This window comes from Hymenobacter sp. DG25A (assembly GCF_001280305.1).
Taxonomy (GTDB): domain Bacteria; phylum Bacteroidota; class Bacteroidia; order Cytophagales; family Hymenobacteraceae; genus Hymenobacter.
The window spans coordinates 2253920-2273856 of sequence record NZ_CP012623.1 but is presented as its reverse complement, the minus strand read 5'-3'; the positions used below and the strand labels follow the sequence as shown (position 1 = coordinate 2273856).

16 protein-coding genes are annotated in these 19937 nt (G+C 56.7%); 4 read left to right on the top strand and 12 right to left on the bottom strand.

Features of this window, described 5'->3' with window-relative positions:
* Positions 1–60: 60 nt before the first annotated feature.
* Together AM218_RS09730 and AM218_RS09725 are read right to left on the bottom strand one after the other, a co-directional pair.
* Positions 61–630 (bottom strand): hypothetical protein, encoded by a 570-nt coding sequence (locus tag AM218_RS09730; protein ID WP_054413689.1) that lies wholly within the window; start codon positions 628–630, stop codon positions 61–63.
* A 7-nt stretch (positions 631–637) separates the two neighbouring features.
* Positions 638–1264, bottom strand: a complete 627-nt coding sequence (locus tag AM218_RS09725; RefSeq protein WP_054413688.1) for a MarC family protein — start codon at positions 1262–1264, stop codon at positions 638–640.
* Positions 1265–1489: 225 nt separating this feature from the next.
* Here AM218_RS09725 and purE point away from each other — a divergent pair, with 225 nt between their 5' ends.
* Both purE and AM218_RS09715 read left to right on the top strand, forming a co-directional pair.
* Complete coding sequence (gene purE / locus AM218_RS09720) at positions 1490–1975, top strand: 5-(carboxyamino)imidazole ribonucleotide mutase (RefSeq protein WP_054415477.1); 486 nt, start codon at positions 1490–1492, stop codon at positions 1973–1975.
* Positions 1976–2034: 59 nt separating this feature from the next.
* Positions 2035–3192, top strand: coding sequence for an endonuclease/exonuclease/phosphatase family protein (locus AM218_RS09715; RefSeq protein WP_197273942.1), 1158 nt, complete (start codon positions 2035–2037; stop codon positions 3190–3192).
* Positions 3193–3429: 237 nt separating this feature from the next.
* Here AM218_RS09715 and AM218_RS09710 read toward each other — a convergent pair whose 3' ends face one another.
* From AM218_RS09710 to AM218_RS09685, 6 genes are all read right to left on the bottom strand, one after another.
* Entirely contained in the window at positions 3430–4536 is a 1107-nt protein-coding gene (locus AM218_RS09710) for a DegT/DnrJ/EryC1/StrS family aminotransferase (RefSeq protein WP_054413687.1), read from the bottom strand.
* 65 nt (positions 4537–4601) lie between these two features.
* A complete protein-coding gene (locus tag AM218_RS09705) occupies positions 4602–5750 on the bottom strand; it encodes an FAD-dependent monooxygenase (RefSeq protein ID WP_054413686.1) in 1149 nt (382 codons plus the stop codon).
* Positions 5751–5847: 97 nt separating this feature from the next.
* Complete coding sequence (gene dnaK, locus AM218_RS09700) at positions 5848–7797, bottom strand: molecular chaperone DnaK (protein WP_054413685.1); 1950 nt, start codon at positions 7795–7797, stop codon at positions 5848–5850.
* A 224-nt stretch (positions 7798–8021) separates the two neighbouring features.
* Positions 8022–8936 carry an alpha/beta hydrolase gene (locus AM218_RS09695; RefSeq protein WP_197273941.1) on the bottom strand — a complete coding sequence of 305 codons (915 nt, stop codon included), beginning with the start codon at positions 8934–8936 and terminating at the stop codon, positions 8022–8024.
* A 32-nt stretch (positions 8937–8968) separates the two neighbouring features.
* Positions 8969–9838 (bottom strand): pseudouridine synthase, encoded by an 870-nt coding sequence (locus AM218_RS16560; RefSeq protein WP_082318165.1) that lies wholly within the window; start codon positions 9836–9838, stop codon positions 8969–8971.
* A 151-nt stretch (positions 9839–9989) separates the two neighbouring features.
* Positions 9990–12065, bottom strand: coding sequence for a vWA domain-containing protein (locus AM218_RS09685; protein WP_231717471.1), 2076 nt, complete (start codon positions 12063–12065; stop codon positions 9990–9992).
* Between the two features lie 276 nt (positions 12066–12341).
* Here AM218_RS09685 and AM218_RS09680 point away from each other — a divergent pair, with 276 nt between their 5' ends.
* Complete coding sequence (locus tag AM218_RS09680; protein ID WP_054413683.1) at positions 12342–13133, top strand: SDR family NAD(P)-dependent oxidoreductase; 792 nt, start codon at positions 12342–12344, stop codon at positions 13131–13133.
* A gap of 231 nt (positions 13134–13364) precedes the next feature.
* Here AM218_RS09680 and AM218_RS09675 read toward each other — a convergent pair whose 3' ends face one another.
* A complete protein-coding gene (locus AM218_RS09675; RefSeq protein ID WP_054413682.1) occupies positions 13365–14567 on the bottom strand; it encodes an acetate/propionate family kinase in 1203 nt (400 codons plus the stop codon).
* Positions 14568–14821: 254 nt separating this feature from the next.
* Here AM218_RS09675 and AM218_RS16345 point away from each other — a divergent pair, with 254 nt between their 5' ends.
* Entirely contained in the window at positions 14822–15382 is a 561-nt protein-coding gene (locus AM218_RS16345; RefSeq protein WP_071843751.1) for a GNAT family N-acetyltransferase, read from the top strand.
* Positions 15383–15634: 252 nt separating this feature from the next.
* Here AM218_RS16345 and pta read toward each other — a convergent pair whose 3' ends face one another.
* The 3 genes from pta to AM218_RS09660 all read right to left on the bottom strand — a co-directional run bounded on the left by pta (position 15635) and on the right by AM218_RS09660 (position 19808).
* Complete coding sequence (gene pta, locus AM218_RS09670; protein WP_054413681.1) at positions 15635–17725, bottom strand: phosphate acetyltransferase; 2091 nt, start codon at positions 17723–17725, stop codon at positions 15635–15637.
* A gap of 262 nt (positions 17726–17987) precedes the next feature.
* The gene (gene fabG, locus AM218_RS09665; protein ID WP_054413680.1) at positions 17988–18737 is read right to left on the bottom strand and encodes a 3-oxoacyl-[acyl-carrier-protein] reductase; all 750 of its coding nucleotides are present in this window, start codon (positions 18735–18737) and stop codon (positions 17988–17990) included.
* A gap of 330 nt (positions 18738–19067) precedes the next feature.
* A complete protein-coding gene (locus AM218_RS09660; RefSeq protein WP_082318164.1) occupies positions 19068–19808 on the bottom strand; it encodes a tetratricopeptide repeat protein in 741 nt (246 codons plus the stop codon).
* Positions 19809–19937 lie beyond the last annotated feature (129 nt).

Genomic DNA, 19937 nt, shown 5'->3' with positions numbered 1-19937 from the left:
GCAAAGGTAAGCCTAGCAACTCAGGAATACAGAGGGTGTGCCTGCGAAATGCCAACTCCCTCACTCTTGGCGGCGATGGAAAGTGATTGTGCGGTGGTCTGCAAAGAAGCTGATGGATTGGTATTCGCCTTCACTCTTATCGTTTTTTGAAAAGGTACAAAGCGTGATAAGGGCTGACCTATCAGGTGAAGCAGATAGCGCATTTCCAACAACAATAGTGTCTTGGCTGGAAACATTAGCCTGAAAGGTTGGGTCGGCGTGTAGCCTATGCAAGAGGCGCTGATAATCAGACGCGTCAAATTTTACCCGCGCATCAACGAAATAATCTCCTCCCAAATCAAGCCTGGATTCTTCTCCTTCCACGATTTCACCAGAAGCCGGGAAAGGAAGACCTGTTAGATTCTCGAACTCCTGTTCAAATTCGCTATCGAAGGGAAAATAGATGGAGTAGATGCCTATTATCCAGAAGAGGCTAAAACACAACAAAAAAGCGTGCGAGATGCGAGCTGCCCACTCATGGTTTCGACGGTGGAACCATTGGCCCAGCCGCCATAGCAGGATAGTTGGGACCCCTAGTATTACGACAAAAAGTATGGCGAGTACGAGTATCAGCACGAGTGCTTCTCCCATGATTTTCCTATCGGCTCAGCCCCGGAAACAGTGCCACAATAGCCGTAGCCAGAAAATTTACCCCAATGGCCAGCGTCAGAAAACCCATGATGCGTGCCAGCGCGGCCATGCCGGGCCGCCCCAGAAACTTGGTGAGCCGCAATGACGACATCAGAATCAGGTAGCTGGCCAGCGCCACCAGCACAAAGCCCAGAATAATCAGGCCCATATCGGTAAAAGAGAGTTTCACCGCGAACAAGCCGATACACACGGCCATGGAGCCCGGGCCCGAGAGCATGGGCATGGCCAGGGGCGTGAAGGAAATATCATCCTTGTGCATACTTTCCTCCAGCGTAGCGTCCGATACTTTGGCGCGGTTGCCACCGGGCGTGAGCAAATCAAAGGCGGAGCGCATCAGCAGAATACCGCCCGCAATGCGTAAATGGTGGATATTGATGCCAAAGAAGTTGAGCACGTACTGCCCGGCAAAAAACGAAACCGTCAATACCCCAATCATATACAGGCAGGCCCGGAGCGCCACCCCGGCCCGGTGCGCGGGCGAGTCGTCCTGCGTGAGGGTCAGAAATACTGGCATGGCCCCAAAAGGGTTCACTACCGAAAACAGCGTGGTGAAAGTAGCAAGCAATATTTCCATACGAAGGGCGTAAGGGGAGCGGGGTAAAGGTACGAGGGATTGAGAATCAGCAAAGAGGGAAAATGCTATGTTTGATAATCCAACTGTTACGTCGGGGAGCCGTAGAAATCCACGGACCACCTTCTTTTGATCCAATTTCGCTGTATGCAAACGCCTTCATCCGCTCCCATCCCAACTCCCGCACCCGACGATTCCCGGGAAGTCACGCCGTTGGTAGGCATCATCATGGGGTCGCAGTCTGACCTGAAAGTTATGACCGCCGCAGCGGAGTTGCTGCGTCAGTTTGGGGTGCCTTATGAAATGACGCTGGTGTCGCCCCACCGCACCCCGCACCGGATGATAGAGTACGCGGAAAATGCCCGCAAGCGTGGTTTGCGCGTTATTATTGCCGGTGGCGGCGGCGCGGCCCATCTGCCCGGTATGATAGCAGCTCTCACTACCTTGCCGGTAGTGGGCGTGCCTATCAACTCTTCGCTGTCTATCCGCGGGCTTGATTCGATGCTTTCTATGCTGCAGATGCCGACCGGAGTGCCGGTGGCTACCGTAGCCGTAGACGGGGCCGCCAACGCCGCGGTACTGGCCACCCAGATGCTGGGCCTGAGTAATGCCCGCCTGGTTGATGTATTAGAAAAATACCGTAACTCGCTAAAAGATAAAGTGATGCGCACTATTGAAGAGCTGCGCAAAGGCGGTTACAATGATGATATTTAACCGAAATTACTGCTGCTGAGTACCTGCCTCCGTTTTCCCACCCCTAACGAGCTTCTCTCTTGCCTGATCTAGACGCACCAATTTGGCTGTTGATTGCGCATGGCATTACGCTGCTATTCGCCATTGCTTCTATCATTGCTACCCTATTGCCATTGCTGCGCGAAGAAGCCTGGTGGATACGGGTGTTTGATTTTCCCCGCCTGCAAATCGTATTTGTGGCTATGGTTACACTGGGCGCCGGATTTGTGCTGGGCTGGCATCAGCTGCCGGGCTACTGGGGTCTGGGCCTGATGGCGGTGCTGGCGGTAGCTATTGTGTATCAGTTCTTCCGCATCATTCCGTACACGCCCATGGTAAGCAAACAGGTAGGCGACAGTACCCTGAAAGATGCGAAGCGCCACATGAGCCTGGCCGTGATGAATGTACTGCAGTATAACAAGCAGGCCCCTAAAGCCTTACGGGTGCTGCAGGAAGCGGATCCGGACCTCATTATTGTGGTAGAAACCGATAGGTGGTGGCAGCAGCAGTTGCGCCCCCTGGAGGAAACGCACCCCTACATCTGCCACGAGCCGCTGGACAACACCTATGGCATGCTGTTCTACTCGCGGCTGCCGCTGCGCGACGCGCAAATTAAATACCTGCTCGACGACGATATACCTTCCCTGCACACTTTCGTGCAGCTTCCCGATGGCCAGAGTTGGGTGCGCCTGTACGGCCTGCACCCCAAGCCACCGGCGCCGCAGGAGGCCGAAACTAGTACCCGCCGCGACGCCGAGCTGCTGATTGTGGGCAAAGAAATTGACCGCAATGAGGAGCCTACCATCGTGTTCGGCGATATGAACGACGTGGCCTGGTCACATACTAGTGAGTTGTTCCGGCGCGTGAGTGGTCTGATGGACCCGCGGGTAGGACGCGGGCTGCTCCCCACGTTTCACGCCGAATACCACCTCATGCGCTGGCCGCTGGACCATGTGTTCGTCTCCGCGCACTTTAAAGTAGAGGACATGGAACGCCTGCCCTACGTCGGCTCCGACCATTTTCCCATCTACATCAAAGTAAGCTACGAGCCCCACGACAAGGAGGAACAGGAGGAAAACCAGGAACAAGCCGACGCCGAAGACCATCAGGAGGCCACCGAAAAAATTCAGAAAGGCTTTGAAGAAGAAGCCGAAGAGGAGCACAAGGAACGTCAGGAGAAGCTGAAAGCCACTTCGTAAATCAGAGCGAGTAGATAGTTGAAATTTCCGGTCGCAATTCAGCTGTCATGCTGAGCGCAGCCGAAGCATCTCGCTAGTGTGGTAAGCTTAATTACTACCACAATGCCAGCACGCGAGATGCTTCGGCTGCGCTCAGCATGACGTTCTTTTTTCTGGGTTTTCAACTTTTCATTCACGCTGCCTTCTGCACCATCGTACTCCAGCTTTGCTGGAATTTTGGATAAAGCGGTGGCAATTTTAAGCGGGTGTAAAACGCCGGATACACTCCGCTACTTCCGCCACCTGTGCTTCCTGCATGCCCGGCCACAGTGGCAGGCTGAGGCTGGTTGCTGCCAGATGCTCCGCTATTGGAAACTGCCCGGCTATAAAGCCCAAATCCTGGTAAGCCGGCTGCAAATGCGGCGGCACCGGATAGTGAATGACGGTGCCAATTCCGTGGGCCGTGAGATGCCGCTGCAGGGCATCCCGGTTCGGCGTGCGCACCACGTACAGATGATAGACGTGGGTGGAAGTAGGCAGCCGTTGCGGCAATTGCAGCCCCGGAATAGCCGCCAGATACGTATCATACCACGCTGCCAGCTGTTGGTGCTGTTGGGTCCAGAGGGACAAGTAAGGGAGCTTCACGCGCAAAATGGCAGCCTGCAGCTCATCCAGCCGGGCATTGTACCCGATGACTTCGTTCTGGTATTTCTGCCGGGAGCCGTAGTTGCGCAGTACTTTCAGCTGCTCGGCCAGCGCTGCGTTTTTGGTGGTAATGGCGCCCGCGTCGCCCAGCGCGCCCAGGTTTTTGGTAGGGTAAAAGCTGGTGGCATTGGCCTCTCCAAAGCTGCCCGTCAGCTGCCCGTGGCTGGCGGCGCCCTGTGCCTGGGCATTGTCTTCGATAACTATCAGATCATGCTGCCGGGCCACTTCCATAATAGCGGCCATATTGCAGGCCTGGCCGAAGAAATGCACCGGCAGAATAGCGCGCGTGCGGGGCGTGATAGCCGCTTCCAGTTGCTGCGCATCCAAGTTGAAGGTGGCTTCATCCGGCTCTACCGGCACCAGTGTGGCGCCCACGTAGGATACGGCCAGCCAGGTAGCCACATAGCTGTTGCTGGGCACCAGTACTTCATCACCGGGACCAATGCCCAGCGCCACCAGCGCCAGGTGCAGCGCTGATAATCCGCTGCTGACGCCCACGCAATGCGGTACTTGGTTAAATGCCGCATACTCCGCCTCAAACTGCCTTACTTCCTCTGCCAGGATATATTGCTGCGAGTCGAACACGCGCATGGTGGCCGCCTGCACGTCGGCGCGGATACGTTCATTCTGGGCGACAAAAGAGAGAAAGGGAACGGGCATCGGGGCGGAGAAAAGGGCGTATCAGCAAAGAAACAGCTTTAGCCGCCGCCGGGCAAAGGCGCGCGCTATGCCGGCTGATACAGCCAGGCCATTTGCTTCAGACTGATGGCGTCCGGCACCAGGCGCATTCCCATATTGCGCAGCTTAATCTGCCATGGCTTTTCCAGCTGCGCCAGCCGGCCCAGCTGCCAGGAGGTATTCACAATGCGCGTGGTGCGGGGCAACCGGCGCTGCTCAAAGCGCTGGAAGGCGGCGGGAATATTCGTTTCATTCGCCAAAGTCTCCGCCAGTACCAATGCGTCTTCAATGGCCATACCCGCGCCCTGGCCCATATTGGGCGTGGTGGCGTGGCCAGCATCACCCAGCAAAAGCACCCGTTCAAAAGCCAGCTGCGTGAGCGGTTTCAGGTCGAGAATATCGTTCCACAACACGTTTTCATCAGAAGCCAGCGCCAGCAGTTCCGGCACCGGCGCGGAAAAGCCGGCAAACTCCCGGCGCAGGTCGGCCAGCTGGTAGCGGCTGAAATGCGGGCTGTTTACCTGGCCGCAGTTCAGGCAGGCAAACCAGTACACGCGACCTTCGCCCACGGGCACGTAGCCAAAGCGCCGTCCGCCCGTGCCCCACACCTCCGCCGATTCACCTACGGGCAGCTTCAGGGCGGCGGCATTTACCACGGCGCGCCAGCAGGTATAGCCCGCGTACCGGGGCTTGGCCGGGGGCACCAGCTGCCGCCGCACGCGGGAGCGAACTCCATCGGCCCCAATCAAAGCATCGGCGGTGAGCGAGGTGCCATTGGCCAAGTGCGCCCGCACGCCAGTGGCCGTTTGCTCAAACCGCTCAAACGGGATGCCCAGCTGCACGGTATCGGGGGGCAGGCCCGCCAGCAGTGCCCGCTGCAGGGCGGCGCGATGAATGCCCAGGTTCTGGAAGCCCAGCTCCCGGGTGAATTCCGTGGTGTCTACGGTTTGCAGAGCGCCGCCCTGCTCATCGCGCAGTTGAATTTTGGTGATGGCCGTGCCATGCACCTGCACGGTTTCCTGCAGGCCCAGCTTACTCAGGGCCAGCATAGCATTGGCGCCCAATACCACGCCCGCTCCAATTTCCCGCAGCTCCGGTGCGGCTTCAATCACCCGTACCGTATGCCCATGCTGCAAAAGCCCATGGGCCGTGGCGAGGCCGCCAATGCCGGCGCCAATGATGAGAAAATGTGCCATGTGCGAAAGGTAATAGTTGAAGAGTTATGCGCCGCCCTAACGCAAAAAAGGCCGGCAGCATATAGCTACCGGCCTTTTTGTTCAAATAAGTCAAGAATTACTTCTTGCCGTCTACTTCTTCGTAGTCTACGTCCGTCACGTTGTCGTGACCGGCGCCCTGGCCGTTGCCGCCGGGCTGCTGGCCTTCACCGCCCCCGAAAGGGTTGCCGCCTTCAGCACCGCCGGGCTGACCGCCCTGGGTAGCGTTGTACATTTCCGTAGAAGCTGCCTGCCAGGCGGCGTTGATAGCCTCCATAGCTTTGTCGATGGCGGCAATATCCTTGCTTTCGTGCGCCGTCTTGAGGTCGGCCAGCGCGCTTTCCACAGCGGTTTTGTTGCCGCCGCTCAGCTTGTCGCCGTACTCTTTCAGCTGCTTCTCGGTCTGGAAAATCATCGAGTCAGCGGCATTCATCTTCGAGATGCGCTCCACTTCGGCTTTGTCCGACTCGGCGTTGGCGGCCGCTTCCTGACGCATCCGCTCAATGTCAGCATCCGACAGGCCCGAAGAGGCTTCGATGCGGATTTTCTGCTCTTTGCCGGTGCCTTTGTCCTTGGCCGATACGTGCAGGATACCGTTGGCGTCGATGTCGAAGGTTACTTCAACCTGCGGAACGCCGCGGGGTGCTGGTGGAATATCGGCGAGGTGGAAGCGACCAATGGTGCGGTTCTGCGAAGCCATCGGACGCTCGCCCTGCAGCACGTGGATTTCCACCGAAGGCTGGTTATCCGAAGCCGTGGAGAAGGTTTCCGATTTCTTGGTCGGGATGGTCGTGTTCGACTCGATGAGCTTGGTCATGACACCGCCCATGGTTTCGATACCCAGCGAAAGCGGAGTTACGTCCAGCAGGAGCACGTCCTTCACTTCACCGGTCAGTACACCGCCCTGAATGGCAGCGCCTACAGCTACTACTTCGTCGGGGTTAACGCCCTTGGAAGGCTTCTTACCGAAGAACTTCTCTACTTCCTCCTGAATGCGGGGGATACGGGTAGAACCACCTACCAGGATTACTTCGTCGATATCGGAAGTGCTCAGGCCGGCATCCTGCAGGGCCTTTTTGCAAGGCTCCATGGAGCGACGCACGAGGCTGTCAGCCAGCTGCTCAAACTTAGCGCGGCTCAGCTTTACCACCAGGTGCTTGGGGCCCGAAGCGGTGGCCGTTACGTAAGGCAGGTTGATTTCCGTCTCCGTAGAAGACGACAGCTCTACTTTGGCTTTCTCAGCGGCTTCTTTCAAACGCTGGAGCGCCATGGCATCCTTACGCAGGTCGAGGCCTTCGTTTTCGCTGGCGAACTGATCGGCCAGGAAGTTGATGATTACCTGGTCGAAGTCGTCGCCGCCGAGGTGGGTGTCACCGTTGGTAGACAGTACTTCGAACACGCCATCACCCAGCTCGAGAATGGAGATATCGAAGGTGCCACCGCCAAGGTCGTACACGGCAATTTTCTGGTCTTTGTGCTTCTTATCAAGGCCATAAGCCAGGGCCGCGGCCGTAGGCTCGTTGATGATGCGCTTTACATCGAGACCGGCAATAGCACCGGCTTCTTTGGTAGCCTGACGCTGGGCATCATTGAAGTAAGCGGGCACCGTAATAACAGCTTCCGTTACGGGCTGACCCAGATAATCCTCAGCCGTCTGCTTCATTTTCTGCAGTACCATAGCCGAGATTTCCTGCGGCGTGTACTTCCGGTCGCCGATTTGCACAGCTACCGTGTTGTTAGGACCGGGCACCAGTTCGTAGGAAACGTGCTTGGCTTCTTCGGTTACTTCGCCGAAGCTGCGACCCATGAAGCGCTTAATCGACTGAATCGTGTTCTTGGGGTTGGTAATGGCCTGACGCTTGGCGGGGTCACCGACTTTACGCTCGCCTTTACCGTTATCGAGGAACGCTACGATGGAGGGGGTGGTGCGGCGGCCTTCGCTGTTTGGAATCACCACCGGCTCGTTGCCTTCCATTACGGCCACGCACGAGTTGGTGGTGCCGAGGTCAATACCGATTATTTTGCCCATGTGGATGGTTATCGTTTAGGAGTTGAGGTGTCAGAGGATAATTGCGAATCACTCGCGAAAGGAGGATTACAAGCAGCGTACCAGCCCGCAAAACGGCGTTTTCCTGTGACAACTTGTCATTTTTACGGGACACCCCGCGCCGTTTCCCGCCGCTCTGACCTTCTCCTGCACGCTCCATTCTGATTTCCCTGCCAGCCGGGCAGGCGGCAAAGCGCACTAAGCGGCTACTTCAAAGGTAAGCCTGCTACAAACCCAGCTATTTTGCTGCGCCATAGCTGTTCATGCTTCTTCCAATAGGGCTCATGGCCGGAACCGACAAAGTTTTGCCGTTGCTTGGGTCCTCGCAGGTTCCGGTAAATAGCGTCGGTTTCCTGCCGGGTCACCCGCGGGTCGGCTTCGCCCCACATCAGGAGGGTAGGGGTGTTAATATGGCTGGCGAACCGGGTAGCATCCAGGTCAAAAGCCCAGAAGCCATTTTGCACGCCGCCCCAGAAAACCAGCAAGTTGGCCATTGGGAAATCAGGCAGGTGCATGGCAGCAAAGCGGTTACGCGCCGTTTGGAGCATGCTGCCGTACGGGCACTCCAGAATATTGGCTTTGGGCAGCACGCCCAGTTCACTTTCGGCTCTTAGAATAGCTTCGGCACCCATGCTCACGCCGTAAAGCAGAATGGGTTTCTGCGGTTGGTTTTGTACAAGCCAGTTAAACGCGGTGCGCACGTCCTCCGCCTCCCGATATCCTACGGTGCAGGTATAGCCAGCCGAGCCGCCATTACCGGCAAAATCTGTGAGCAGCACACTATAACCTAAGCGGCGGAAATAGGCGGCTTCGGGAAGTAGGGCCGCTTTGTTGCTGGTGTAGCCATGAAAAAGCGCCACGGTGCCACGGGCGTTGGGCACTGTGCTATACCAAGCCTCCAGGCGCCCATTGGGGCTGGACAGCAAGAGGCGCTGGTAAGTAAAATTCGGACGGTTTGGGCTGTGAGGCTTAGGGTTCGATACGCCTGTGAGCAGCACCCCCAGCTTGCGCCAGCCGGCCAGCCCCTCCGGATTACTGGTGCGCACGGTGACGGCAGGAGAAAAATGGGTGAAGCGCCAGGCATGGAAAAAGGCCACGGCGTTTAACACAACCGTGGCCAAGACTAAGAGCAGCTGAACAAGGCGCTTACGCTTCATCGGCCGGACTTGCGCCCACCACCCGTTGGCCGGTCGGAGCCCGGTTTGCGGCCGGTGCTACCCCGGCTGGGGCCGCCGGCGGGCTTGCCTTTTCCCTTGTCCTGTGCCGGGCCGCCGGCGCTACGGCCGGTTTTGGATTTACTGCCGGCTCCGGGCTTGGCGCCAAAGCCGCCCCGATTATAGCCACCGGCGCTGTTCTGGCCGGGCTTTTCACTGGCCGGACGAATGCCGCCGGGCCAATAGCCACTGTCTGATTTGCTGGCCGGCTTAAAGGTGCCGGCGGCCAGGGTTTGGGCCGCCATATCATCGGTCAGTTCTTTTACCTCATCGGTGGTCAACTCGCGCCACTGGCCGGGCTGCAGGTTGCCTACCGGAATACCGGCGAGGCGGGCGCGCACCAAGCGTAGCGTAGGAAAGCCCACGGCCGCCGTCATTTTGCGCACCTGGCGGTTCATGCCCTGCGAAATGGTAATCTGAATCCAAGAGGTAGGAATAGCGGCCCGAAAACGCACCGGTTTGCTCCGGTCCCAGATTTGGGGTTCTTCAGTCAATAATTCTACCTCGGCGGGGGTAGTGAAGCCGGTTTTCAGGTCTACGCCGCGGCGCAGGGTTTCCAAAGCTTCGGGCGTGGGAATGCCTTCTACCTGCACCCAATAGGTTTTCGGTACTTTAAAGCGCGGCTCGGAGAGGCGGTGCTGCAGCTGCTTGTCATCGGTGAGCAGCACCAGGCCTTCGGAGTCATAATCCAGGCGGCCTACGGGGTATATATTCGGAATATTAACGAAATCCTTGAGCGTGGCGCGGCCATTCTCGTCGGTAAACTGGGTGAGGACTTCGTAGGGTTTGTTGACGAGGATGTAATGCATGGTGCAAAGGTAGCAGGAAGCGCGCATCGTAGCGTGCATTGTAGCGCGAAGCTCCGGCTTCGCGCACGAGTGAAGCGAGTTGTCGAAAATGCTCCGCTTGTAACAATGCTTAGGAACTCGCGCTGCTCGTGCGCGAAGCCGGAGCTTCGCGCTACACTACACCGGAATACTTACGCAGGGCCCATTCTGCTGATATCAAGGCCAGAATCAGGAAAAACAGCCATTTCATATCGATGAGCTCTTTCAGCTTTTCCTCGGAGTAGATAACCGGCTTGTAGTTGGCCTTCTCAATGTCCTGGGTGAGTTGGGCGAACTGTTGCGGGTAGTAGAGGCGCTGGCCGCTGCGGCGGGAGAGCTGGTAGAGCAGGTTATGGTCGGCGCGGGCGTCCAGGGCTTCCAGCTGCTGCTCCTGCACCAGCAGCTCGCCGCGGTCCTGCTGGGGCTGGCCGCCCAGCGTGGCGCGGGCGGTGTAGCGGTAGAGGCCGCCGGGCAATGCGCCCAGGTGCAGCGGCGCACCGTCCTCGGTATTAGTATAGCTGAAGGTGCGGGTCTTCTGCTTTTCGTCGGTGAGCGTGAAGGTAATTTTCTGGTTGTAGATGCGCTCAAACACTGCGTTGTAGGTTTCGACGCCAAACGTCACGTCGTCCTGCGAGGAAAAGGCGTCCTGGGTGGGGTATACATCGAGGCGCTTTTTGTTGGCGTTTTGCGTGAGCAACTGCAGCGTGCGAATAATCATCCGGTCGTAGGCTTCCGGGCGGTCTTCGTGCTCCGTGGCTTCCTGCAGGCGCCACTGCCAGCTGCCATCCGTGAGCAGCGTGGCCTGGCGCTGGGCTGCCGAGCCGCCAAAAACCAGCAGCGGGCGCTGGGTTTTCAGGCGGCCTACCTGCTGAAATAAGGCCACTTCGGCGCCGCCATTCAGGCGCAGACTGCCAAAAGGAACCGGGGCGGGCGAATATGCCGCAAACCGCCGGGCGGCGTCTTCTTCAAAGGAAAAGCGCGCAAAGGCGGGGTTGGGCACGGGCGTTACATCATCCGTCTGGGCGCCGCGCGGCTGCACCGTGAGGCCCGCTCCCAGGCGGTTGTAAGCATCAAAATCCGATTGGGCTCCCAGGATATAGAAGGCCGGAATCCGGCGTTGCCGTACCTGGGCCACTACTTCGCTGCCCAGGCCACCGCGGGCCGGCAGTTGGTGCAGAATGGCCACATCATAGTCCTGAGCCTTCAGCGGGCTGATGCCGGGCAGGTAGGAAACCAGGTCGAAGTTATCGTTTTGCTGAATGGCGGCGCGCAGAGCTTTCAGGTCGGGGTGGGGGGCTGCCCCGGCCAGCAGCACTTTCAGCTTGCCTTTCACCACATCCACGTAAGCAAATTTGCTGTTGTTGAGCAGGGTAAACTCACCGGGCTGCTTTTCCACTACCACCTCATAGCGCCGCTTGCCGGGGGCGGGTGCCATCACCAGAAAAGTGGTTTTCTGGCGGCGCTGACCGGCCGGCAGTTTCACCTGCTTGGTTTGCAGCACGCGGCCGTTTTCGCGCAGCTGCACGGTGGCAGTGCTGCCGGCGTAGCCATCATAGCCGATTTCAGCCTCAACCGGGAAACGGTTGCCGCTGAAGGCTACCCGATTATAGTTGAGCGCCGGAATGCTCAAATCTTTCTTGGGCACCGTGTCGCCCACGGCCATACCGTAAATAGGAAAGCGGTACTCCGAATACTGGGGCGCGCGGCCCTGGTTCACAATGCCATCGGACACCAGCACCACGCCGGCCAGGTTGCGGCCTTCATACGCCTCGCTCACGGCGGAAAGCATGCCATCCAGATCGGTAGCGGCGGCTGTGAAGCGCAGCGAATCGGGGCGAACAGGGCGCGTGGCAGGGGTGAGGGTCTGGGTTTCGACGGAAAAGCCTTTGGCCTGTAGGTCGGTGGTGAGCTGGCGCAGACCCTGGGTGGTTTGGTGCAGGAGCGGAGCCGGCGTAAACAGCCCTACCGACTGTGAATTATCCACGGCCAGCACAATGGTGGGCTTCTCGGTAGTGCTGGTAGTGGTTTTGATGAAGGGGGAAAGCAGCAGAAAGCACAGCAAACTCACCACCAAAAAACGCAGGGCCGCCAGCCCGAGATTCAGCGTCCGGCTCCAGGGCGCTTTGGCCGAGTACAGCAGGGCCGCGTAGCCCGCGCCCACGGCCAGGCACAGCAGAATAAACCAGGGAGAAGCGGCGAAGGATATCAACGGCGGAAATACGTGAAGAGAGCACCAATAACTCCAAAGCAACCGAAACGGTTGCCTGGGCCGATCAGAGGAATAGGATACAGAATAAGGAAGGCAGGCGAAGTTAAGAGTTCTGGAAAGGGATGCTGCGGTTTGTTGTCATCTCTTACAACCGACATGCTCAGCAGGACGGCAAATTGTTGGGCGATATGAGCCAAACGCTAGCGGCGTTTGTTTAGCGAAGGTAGCCGTAGAAAGTACGGCATTAGCCTCTCGCAAACTCATTTCCTCCTGCACATGAACTTACAACTTGACCAAAAAACCGTTCTGGTTACCGCTTCTACCGGCGGCATCGGCCTGGAAATAGCCCGCTCCTTTGCCCGCGAAGGGGCCATTGTCATCATCAACGGCCGCACAGCCGCCAGCGTGCAGCAGGCCATAGCGCAGTTGCGGCAGGAATTTCCTGAAGCCGAACTGCTGCCGCTGGTGGCAGACAACGGCACCGCCGAAGGAGCCGCCCAAACCATTCACAAGTACCCGGAGGTGGATGTGCTGGTAAATAACCTGGGTATCTATGAGGCCACCGAGTTCTTTGATACCACCGATGAATCCTGGCTGCGGCTGTTTGAGGTGAACATTATGAGCGGCGTGCGCCTCAGCCGCCATTACCTGCGCGGTATGCTGGCCCGCACCACCGGGCGCATCATCTTTATCAGCAGCGAATCGGCAATGAACCCGGCCCCGGAAATGGCCCACTATAGCGCCACTAAGCTTATGCAGCTTTCCATTTCCCGCAGTCTGGCCGAAATGACGAAAGGCTCCAACGTCACCGTAAATGCCCTGATGCCGGGCTCAACGCATACCCCCGGGGTGGAGGAATTTATTCGGCAGGTATTTCCCGATGAAAAAGATTACGCCACGGCAGAGCGGCGCTTTATGGCCGAAAACCGCCCAACCTCCCTTATCGGCCGCCTGATTCAGCCCCGGGAAATTGCCGATTTCACCGTATTCGTAGCCAGCCCCCTGGCCGGCGCCATCAACGGAGCCAGCCTGCGCGTAGATGGCGGCATTGTGCGCAGCGCCGTGTAAAAGGGTGTAGGTGTTGCGTAATATTCCTAACCGTCATGCAGAGCAGAGCGAAGCATCTCGCGTGCTGACTATTTTGGGAAAATAACGGTCATGCTGAGCGGAGTCGAAGCATCTCGCCCGCTTCGTTGCAGTGGTATACCACACTAGCGAGATGCTTCGGCTGCGCTCAGCATGACCCGTTCTTTTAGTGTGTATTTCTACTTGGTGTGTATTGCATTTAGATATCTATTACTAAGCCTGCATCACCAAATCTGCGCACTGGCGGGCAATTTCCAGCTCCTCGTTGGTCGGAATCACCAGCACTTTTACGCGGGAGCCCGGGGCCGACAGATCACGAAGGCCAGGGGAGCGGCGCTGATTTTCGCTCGTTTCCAGCGTGATGCCGAAAAAATCGAGGCTGCGGCAGGTTAGCTCCCGTACGCGGGCGTCGTTTTCGCCCACGCCGCCGGTGAATACAATGGCTTCGGCGCCATTGAGAACTGCCAGAAAACTGCCGATGTATTTCTTGATGCGGTAGGCGTAGAGGTCGTAGGCCAGCCGGGCGCGCTCGTCGCCGTGCTCCAGGGCGTGGGTCACGTCGCGCATGTCGCTGTGGCCGGTGAGACCCAGCATGCCGCTTTCCTTGTTGAGCAGGTTCTGCACCTGGCTAGCGGTATAGCCCAGGTGCTCGATGAGGTGAAAAATAACGGCCTGGTCGGTGTCGCCGGCGCGGGTGCCCATCACCAAGCCGTTCATGGGGCCAAAGCCCATGCTGGTATCCACGGAATGGCCGGCGGCGGTGGCTGTCATGCTGCAGCCATTGCCCAGGTGAATGGTGATAACGCGCGCCTCCGGGTTTTCTAAATAGCGCAGTGCCTCGCCGGCCACAAACTTATGGCTGGTGCCGTGAAAGCCATAGGCCCGGAAACCGTGCTCCGTGTAGAGCTTTTCGGGGAGGGCAAAACGGTAGGCGTGGGGCGGCAGCGTGTGGTGAAAGGCCGTATCGAACACAGCCACCTGCCGGGCCTGCGGAAACAGCTGTTCCGCCACTTCCATGCCCAGCAAATTGGGGGGGTTATGCAGCGGAGCAAGGGAAAACAGCTGCCGGATTTTCTCCTTCACCTCCGCCGTAATGAGCGTAGTGTCGCGGAACTGCTCGCCGCCGTGCACGGCGCGGTGGCCCACTACCGCAATTTCATCCGGATTCTGGATAACGCCAATTTCAGCATCGGTGAGCAGGCGCATGGCTTCTTCCAGCCCGGCGCGGTGGTCCGGAATGGGCAGGGTGCGTCGTACCGTGTGCTCCTGGCCATCTACCAACGCGTGGTGAGTGAGCAGGCCGTCTGTCAGGCCAATTCGCTCAATCAAACCCCGGCTAACGGGTTGCTCCTGGGGCCAGCGGAAGAGTTGGTACTTGAGGGAGCTGCTGCCGGAGTTGATGACGAAGATGTTCATAGGGCGGTGAAGGTAAAGACGCGCCCCGAAAGTACGGATGGAATGGGGTTATGTATTGGAGCATTACGCTATACAGACTGCGGGAGTAACTCATGGAATAGTGATAATCCTATCAGCGGGAGCTATATTGTCGCTACAACCTTGAGTAGTAAGACTGGATTAGCGCTACTCCCGCAAGTTTCCAGTAGCGGCAATACAAAGGTTAGTAGTCAGGATATAAAGGCCTTGTATTCTAACAACCAAAATTCGACAGAATGTTAGATAGAACTTTTACACCTTTCCCAATTTTAACTACGGAAAGGCTTACACTCAGACAATTAGTAATTACTGACGAACAGGAGATTTTCACTTTGCGGTCTGATAGTGAAATAAATAAATATCTTGACAGGTCAATAAGCAATACTATTGATGATGCAAAGAAATTTATAAATAAGGTTAATGAGAGTATTAGCAATAATGAATCCTTGTATTGGGTAATAACATTGAATAATAAAAATACATTGGCTGGGACAATTTGTCTTTTTAGCTTTTCAGATGAAGGTGATAAGTGTGAAATTGGCTATGAACTTTTGACAAATTTTCAAGGTCAAGGAATAATGAACGAGGCTATAGAAAAGGTTATTGATTATGCATTCAGTATAGGTAAAGTTCGAAAGCTTGAAGCATTAATTCACAGAGATAATCAGAGTTCCATAAATTTGTTGAAGAAATTATCTTTTATAGTTTCAAATGAACATAATAATACAGAGCCCGACTTGATATGTTACCATTTGATAAATCCAACTGGTGATATTAAATATAGAAATTATATATAGGATTTTAATATTTAATATCACTAGTTGTGAACTTTGGTAGTTTGAATTAATGTAATTTGATTCGGAATGGCCGTTAATAATTTGGCTTTCATTCATAAGTTTAATAAAATATTTTCAGTTAGCATTTGCTGCAGGTAGTGCATTTTAAAATGTTATACCTGCAGCAATTTCTGTACGTTATGCGGTATTCCATAAAATAAAAGGGTGGTTCCTGCAGCACGCAGAAACCACCCTTTTATTTTTCTATTAATTCTACCCCTGCGCCTGAATAGCCGTCAGCAGCACCGTATTATAAATATCATCTACCGTGCACCCGCGGCTTAAATCATTTACCGGCTTATTCAACCCCTGCAGCATCGGCCCAATAGCTAGGGCGCCGGTTTCGCGCTGCACGGCTTTGTAGGTGTTGTTGCCGGTGTTCAGATCGGGGAAGATGAGCACGCTGGCCTGGCCGGCTACCGGCGAGCCGGGGAGCTTCTGCTGGCCGATGGCGGGGTCCACGGCGGCATCGTACTGAATGGGGCCTTCCACCAGCAAATCGGGGCGGAGCTGATGCACGATTTGCGTGGCTTTGCGCACTTTATCCACGTCGGCACCTTCGCCGGAAGTGCCGGAGGAGTAGGAGAGCATAGCCACGCGCGGCTCAATGCCAAAGCGCCGGCTGCTGTCGGCGGAGGAAATGGCAATTTCGGCCAGCTGCTCGGCGGTGGGGTTGGGGTTCACGGCGCAGTCGCCGAACACGGCCACGCGGTCCGGCAAGCACATAAAAAACACCGACGACACCACCGACACGCCCGGCTTGGTTTTGATGAACTGCAAGGCCGGCCGAATAGTGTGCTGCGTGGTGTGAACCGCGCCGGACACCATGCCATCGGCCAGGCCTTTGTACACCATCATGGAGCCGAAGTAGGACACGTCCGTCATCAGGTCGCGGGCCATTTCAAGGGTTACGCCTTTGGCTTTGCGCAGCTCATAGAGGGTTTCGGCGAAGTCGTTGAACATCTCTGATTTAGTGGGGTCCAGGAGCTGCACGCGGGTGGGGTCCAGGGGGCGGCTCAGGCGCTTGGCGGAGGCCAGGATCTGGGCCGGGTCGCCGAGGATGGTGAGGCTTACCACATCCTGTTCCAGCAGGCGGGCAGCGGCGCGCAGAATCCGGTCGTCGTTGCCTTCGGGCAGCACAATGTGCTTGCGCTGGCTGCGGGCCCACTGCAGCAGCTGGTACTGGAACATGTGTGGCGTCATGCCCTCGGGCTTAAAGGTGGCCAGCTGATCCAGCAGGGGCGCCGTATCCACGTACCGCTCAAAGGTTTGAATAGCCAGCCGGATTTTCTTGGCATGGCCCGGCCCAATGCGCGACTGAATGGCCCCAATGCGGGTAGTGCTCTGGAATGTGCCGCTCTCCACCAGAATAATAGGCACGGTGGTCTGCAGGCCCTCAATCAGGCGCAGCACGGAGTCCTCGGGCATGTAGCCGCTGGTGAGCACCATGCCCGCTACCTTGGGGTAGTTAGCCGACATATTGGCCTGCAGCGTGCTCAGAATCAGGTCCGACCGGTCGCCGGGGGTTACTACCAGCACGTTTTCCTCAATGCGGCGCAGGAAGTTGGGCACGTGCATGGAGCCGTTGATGAAATGGTCGACGGTGTTGGTGAGCTGCTCTTCGCCAAACAGCAGCTGCCCGCCCAACTGGTCAAAGATTTCCTGCATAGACGGGTTGCGCAGCTCTTTGATGGCGGGAATCACGGTGAGGAGCGTATCGGGGGGCAACTGGTCTTTCACCTGCTGGTGCACCTCCACCACCAGCTCAGGGTCTACGCGGTTCAGGACCAGGGCCAGCACCCGCACTTCCCGGTCCTCGGCGGTGCGCCGGATGGAAAGGGCGGCATTCACCACCTGCTCCACGGTTTTATCCGCCCCGGAAATCACCAGAATAACCGGAATGCTCAGGTTGCGCGCCACCGACCAGTTTATATCCAGCTCCAGGGCCGTGCTGGTCCCCACAAAGTCGGTGCCCTCCACCACAATAAAGTCGTGCTGGGCCTCCATTTGCTTGAATTTATGGATAATAGTATCCAGCAGCTCGCCCTGCTGACCGTTTTCCATCAGGCGCAACGCTTCCTGGCCCCGGTAGGCAAAGGTGTCGGGGTAGGCGAGCGGCAGGTTGAAGTGCTGCAGTACCGTTTCAATGTGGAGGTCGTTCTGGTTGGGGGTAACCGGGGTGATAATCGGCTTGAAATAGCCCACTTTCTGCGCCTTGCCCAGCAGCAGGTTCACAAGCCCCAGCGTCACTACCGATTTGCCACTGTACGGCTCGGCCGTCGCAATAAATACTGCCTTACTCATATGCTGAATCCGGTTGAATGTTCAAGCCACTACGGATGCCCGCAAGATAGGTGGTGAAGCCTTTGGAGGACCAATAAAAAAGCACTTCCTGCTCAGCACAAGTGTCCTGCCCTACGCCAACAATAAAAAAAGTCATGTCGAGCGTAGTCGAGACATCTCGCGTGCTGATGTTGTGGTGCTAATCAATAGTTACCACACTAGCGAGATGTCTCGACTACGCTCGACATGACGGTCGAGGTATTTCTCAACTTAATTAATACGCCTAGGTCAGCATGCCGCCATCTACCTGCAGCACCTGCCCGGTAATGTAGGAGGAGTTCTCCGAAGCCAGGAATGCCGTGGCCTTGGCCACATCCTCGGGCGAGCCGCCGCGCTTCAGCGGAATAGCCTTGCGCCACTCATCTACCTGCTTAGGGTCGAGCGCATCGGTCATTTCAGTTTCAATGAAACCGGGGGCAATGGCGTTGCAGCGGATGTTGCGCGAGCCCAGCTCCAGCGCTACTGATTTGGTAAAGCCAATGATACCCGCTTTAGAAGCGGCGTAGTTGCTCTGGCCGGCATTGCCCTTAATGCCTACTACCGAGGTCATGTTAATGATAGAGCCGGCTTTGGCGCGCATCATGGGCTTGGTGGCGGCTTTGGTCAGGTTGAATACCGATTTCAGGTTCACGGCCAGCACCTGGTCCCACTGCTGCTCGCTCATGCGCATCAGCAGGCCATCCTGGGTAATACCGGCGTTGTTCACCAGAATATCCAGCTTGCCGAACTCCGCTACTACATCTTCCACCAGCTTTTCGGCCTGGGCGTAGTCGGAGGCATCGGAGCGGAAGCCTTTCACTTTGGTGCCGTATGCGCCGAGCTCCTGCTCCAGCTGCTGGCCCTTCTCCACGCTGGAGAGATACGTGAAAGCTACCTGAGCGCCCAGCTGGGCAAAATGCACCGCAATGGCGCGGCCAATACCTTTAGATGCACCCGTAATGAGGGCTACTTTTCCGTCGAGCAGTTTTGTCATGGGGACGAAGGTAGCCTAACCCACAAAACCCGGCAAGCCTGATAGAATATCGGCCCCAATTTTCTGCTACGGAATCGGAAAGTCATGTCACCTAAATGTCATCTGTTTCTAAAGAACGTCATGCTGAGCGCCGCCGAAGCATCTCTACCGCTTCGTCCTCACGATAGGAGTTAGCCAGAGGTAGAGATGCTTCGGCGGCGCTCAGCATAACGTTGATTTTTGCTCAGAATGATGGGCTTTTCGTGGCGTTCTTTTTCCAACAACATCAGCCCGGTAGAGAGGCTTCTCTGCCGCCTCTGCCTGACGTTCTATTATGGGAAGCGCCGCGCTTTAATCCTTCACATACTTGCGCAGGCTTTTGGTGGCGGCGGGATTTAGGGCGGCGGCGCGCTGCAGGTCTTTCTTGGCTTCTTTGGGTTTGTTGATGGAAGCATAGGAAATACCCCGATACTCGAAGGCATCGGCGTAAACAGAGTCCAGAGCAATAGCCTTGGTGAAATCCGGAATGGCGCTGCGGAAATTCTGGGTCTGCATTTTGGCCACGCCGCGTCCAAAAAAGGCTTCTTTATCATCGGGCCGGTACTTCAGGGCCTTGGAAAAGTCGCTGATGGCGGGCGTATAGGCCTCCGTTTTCAGCCGCGCCAACCCGCGGTTATAATAGGCTTCTGCATTGGTTGGCTTGAGGCGCAACGCCGAGTTGTAATCCAGAATGGCGTTTTTGTAATCCTTGAGCTCAATACGGGCTTTTGCCCGCTCCATCAGCGCATCAGGATTGCGCGGGTTCGTTCTCAGAGAAGCATCAGCCGCCTTAATCTGCGCTTTGTAATCGGCATTGGTCAGCTTTTTGGCTACCGGCTTGGCCGGGGCTGCCGGTGCCGGAGTGGTAGCCGCGCCCAGTACGGCGTCCTGCGCCGTAGAATCCATGATGGGAGCATTAACGGGGCTAGCGGAAGTAGCAGGGGAGGGGGCCACTGCAGCGGGCGTCTGACTTTCCTTGGGCGAAGTAGCACACTGGGTGGTAACTCCCAGCAGGGTGGCACTCAGGCAACAGAGAAGTAATGCTCTTTTCATTGGTAAAATATTACGGATTAGGCTAATGATGGAAGGAAGACAAGTCCTGTTCTTTACGGAAGGCCCTGCCGCCCGGCCGATTTTCCGTCAACTTTACACGCATACGGTGCGCGCCGAAGTCAGTACCTT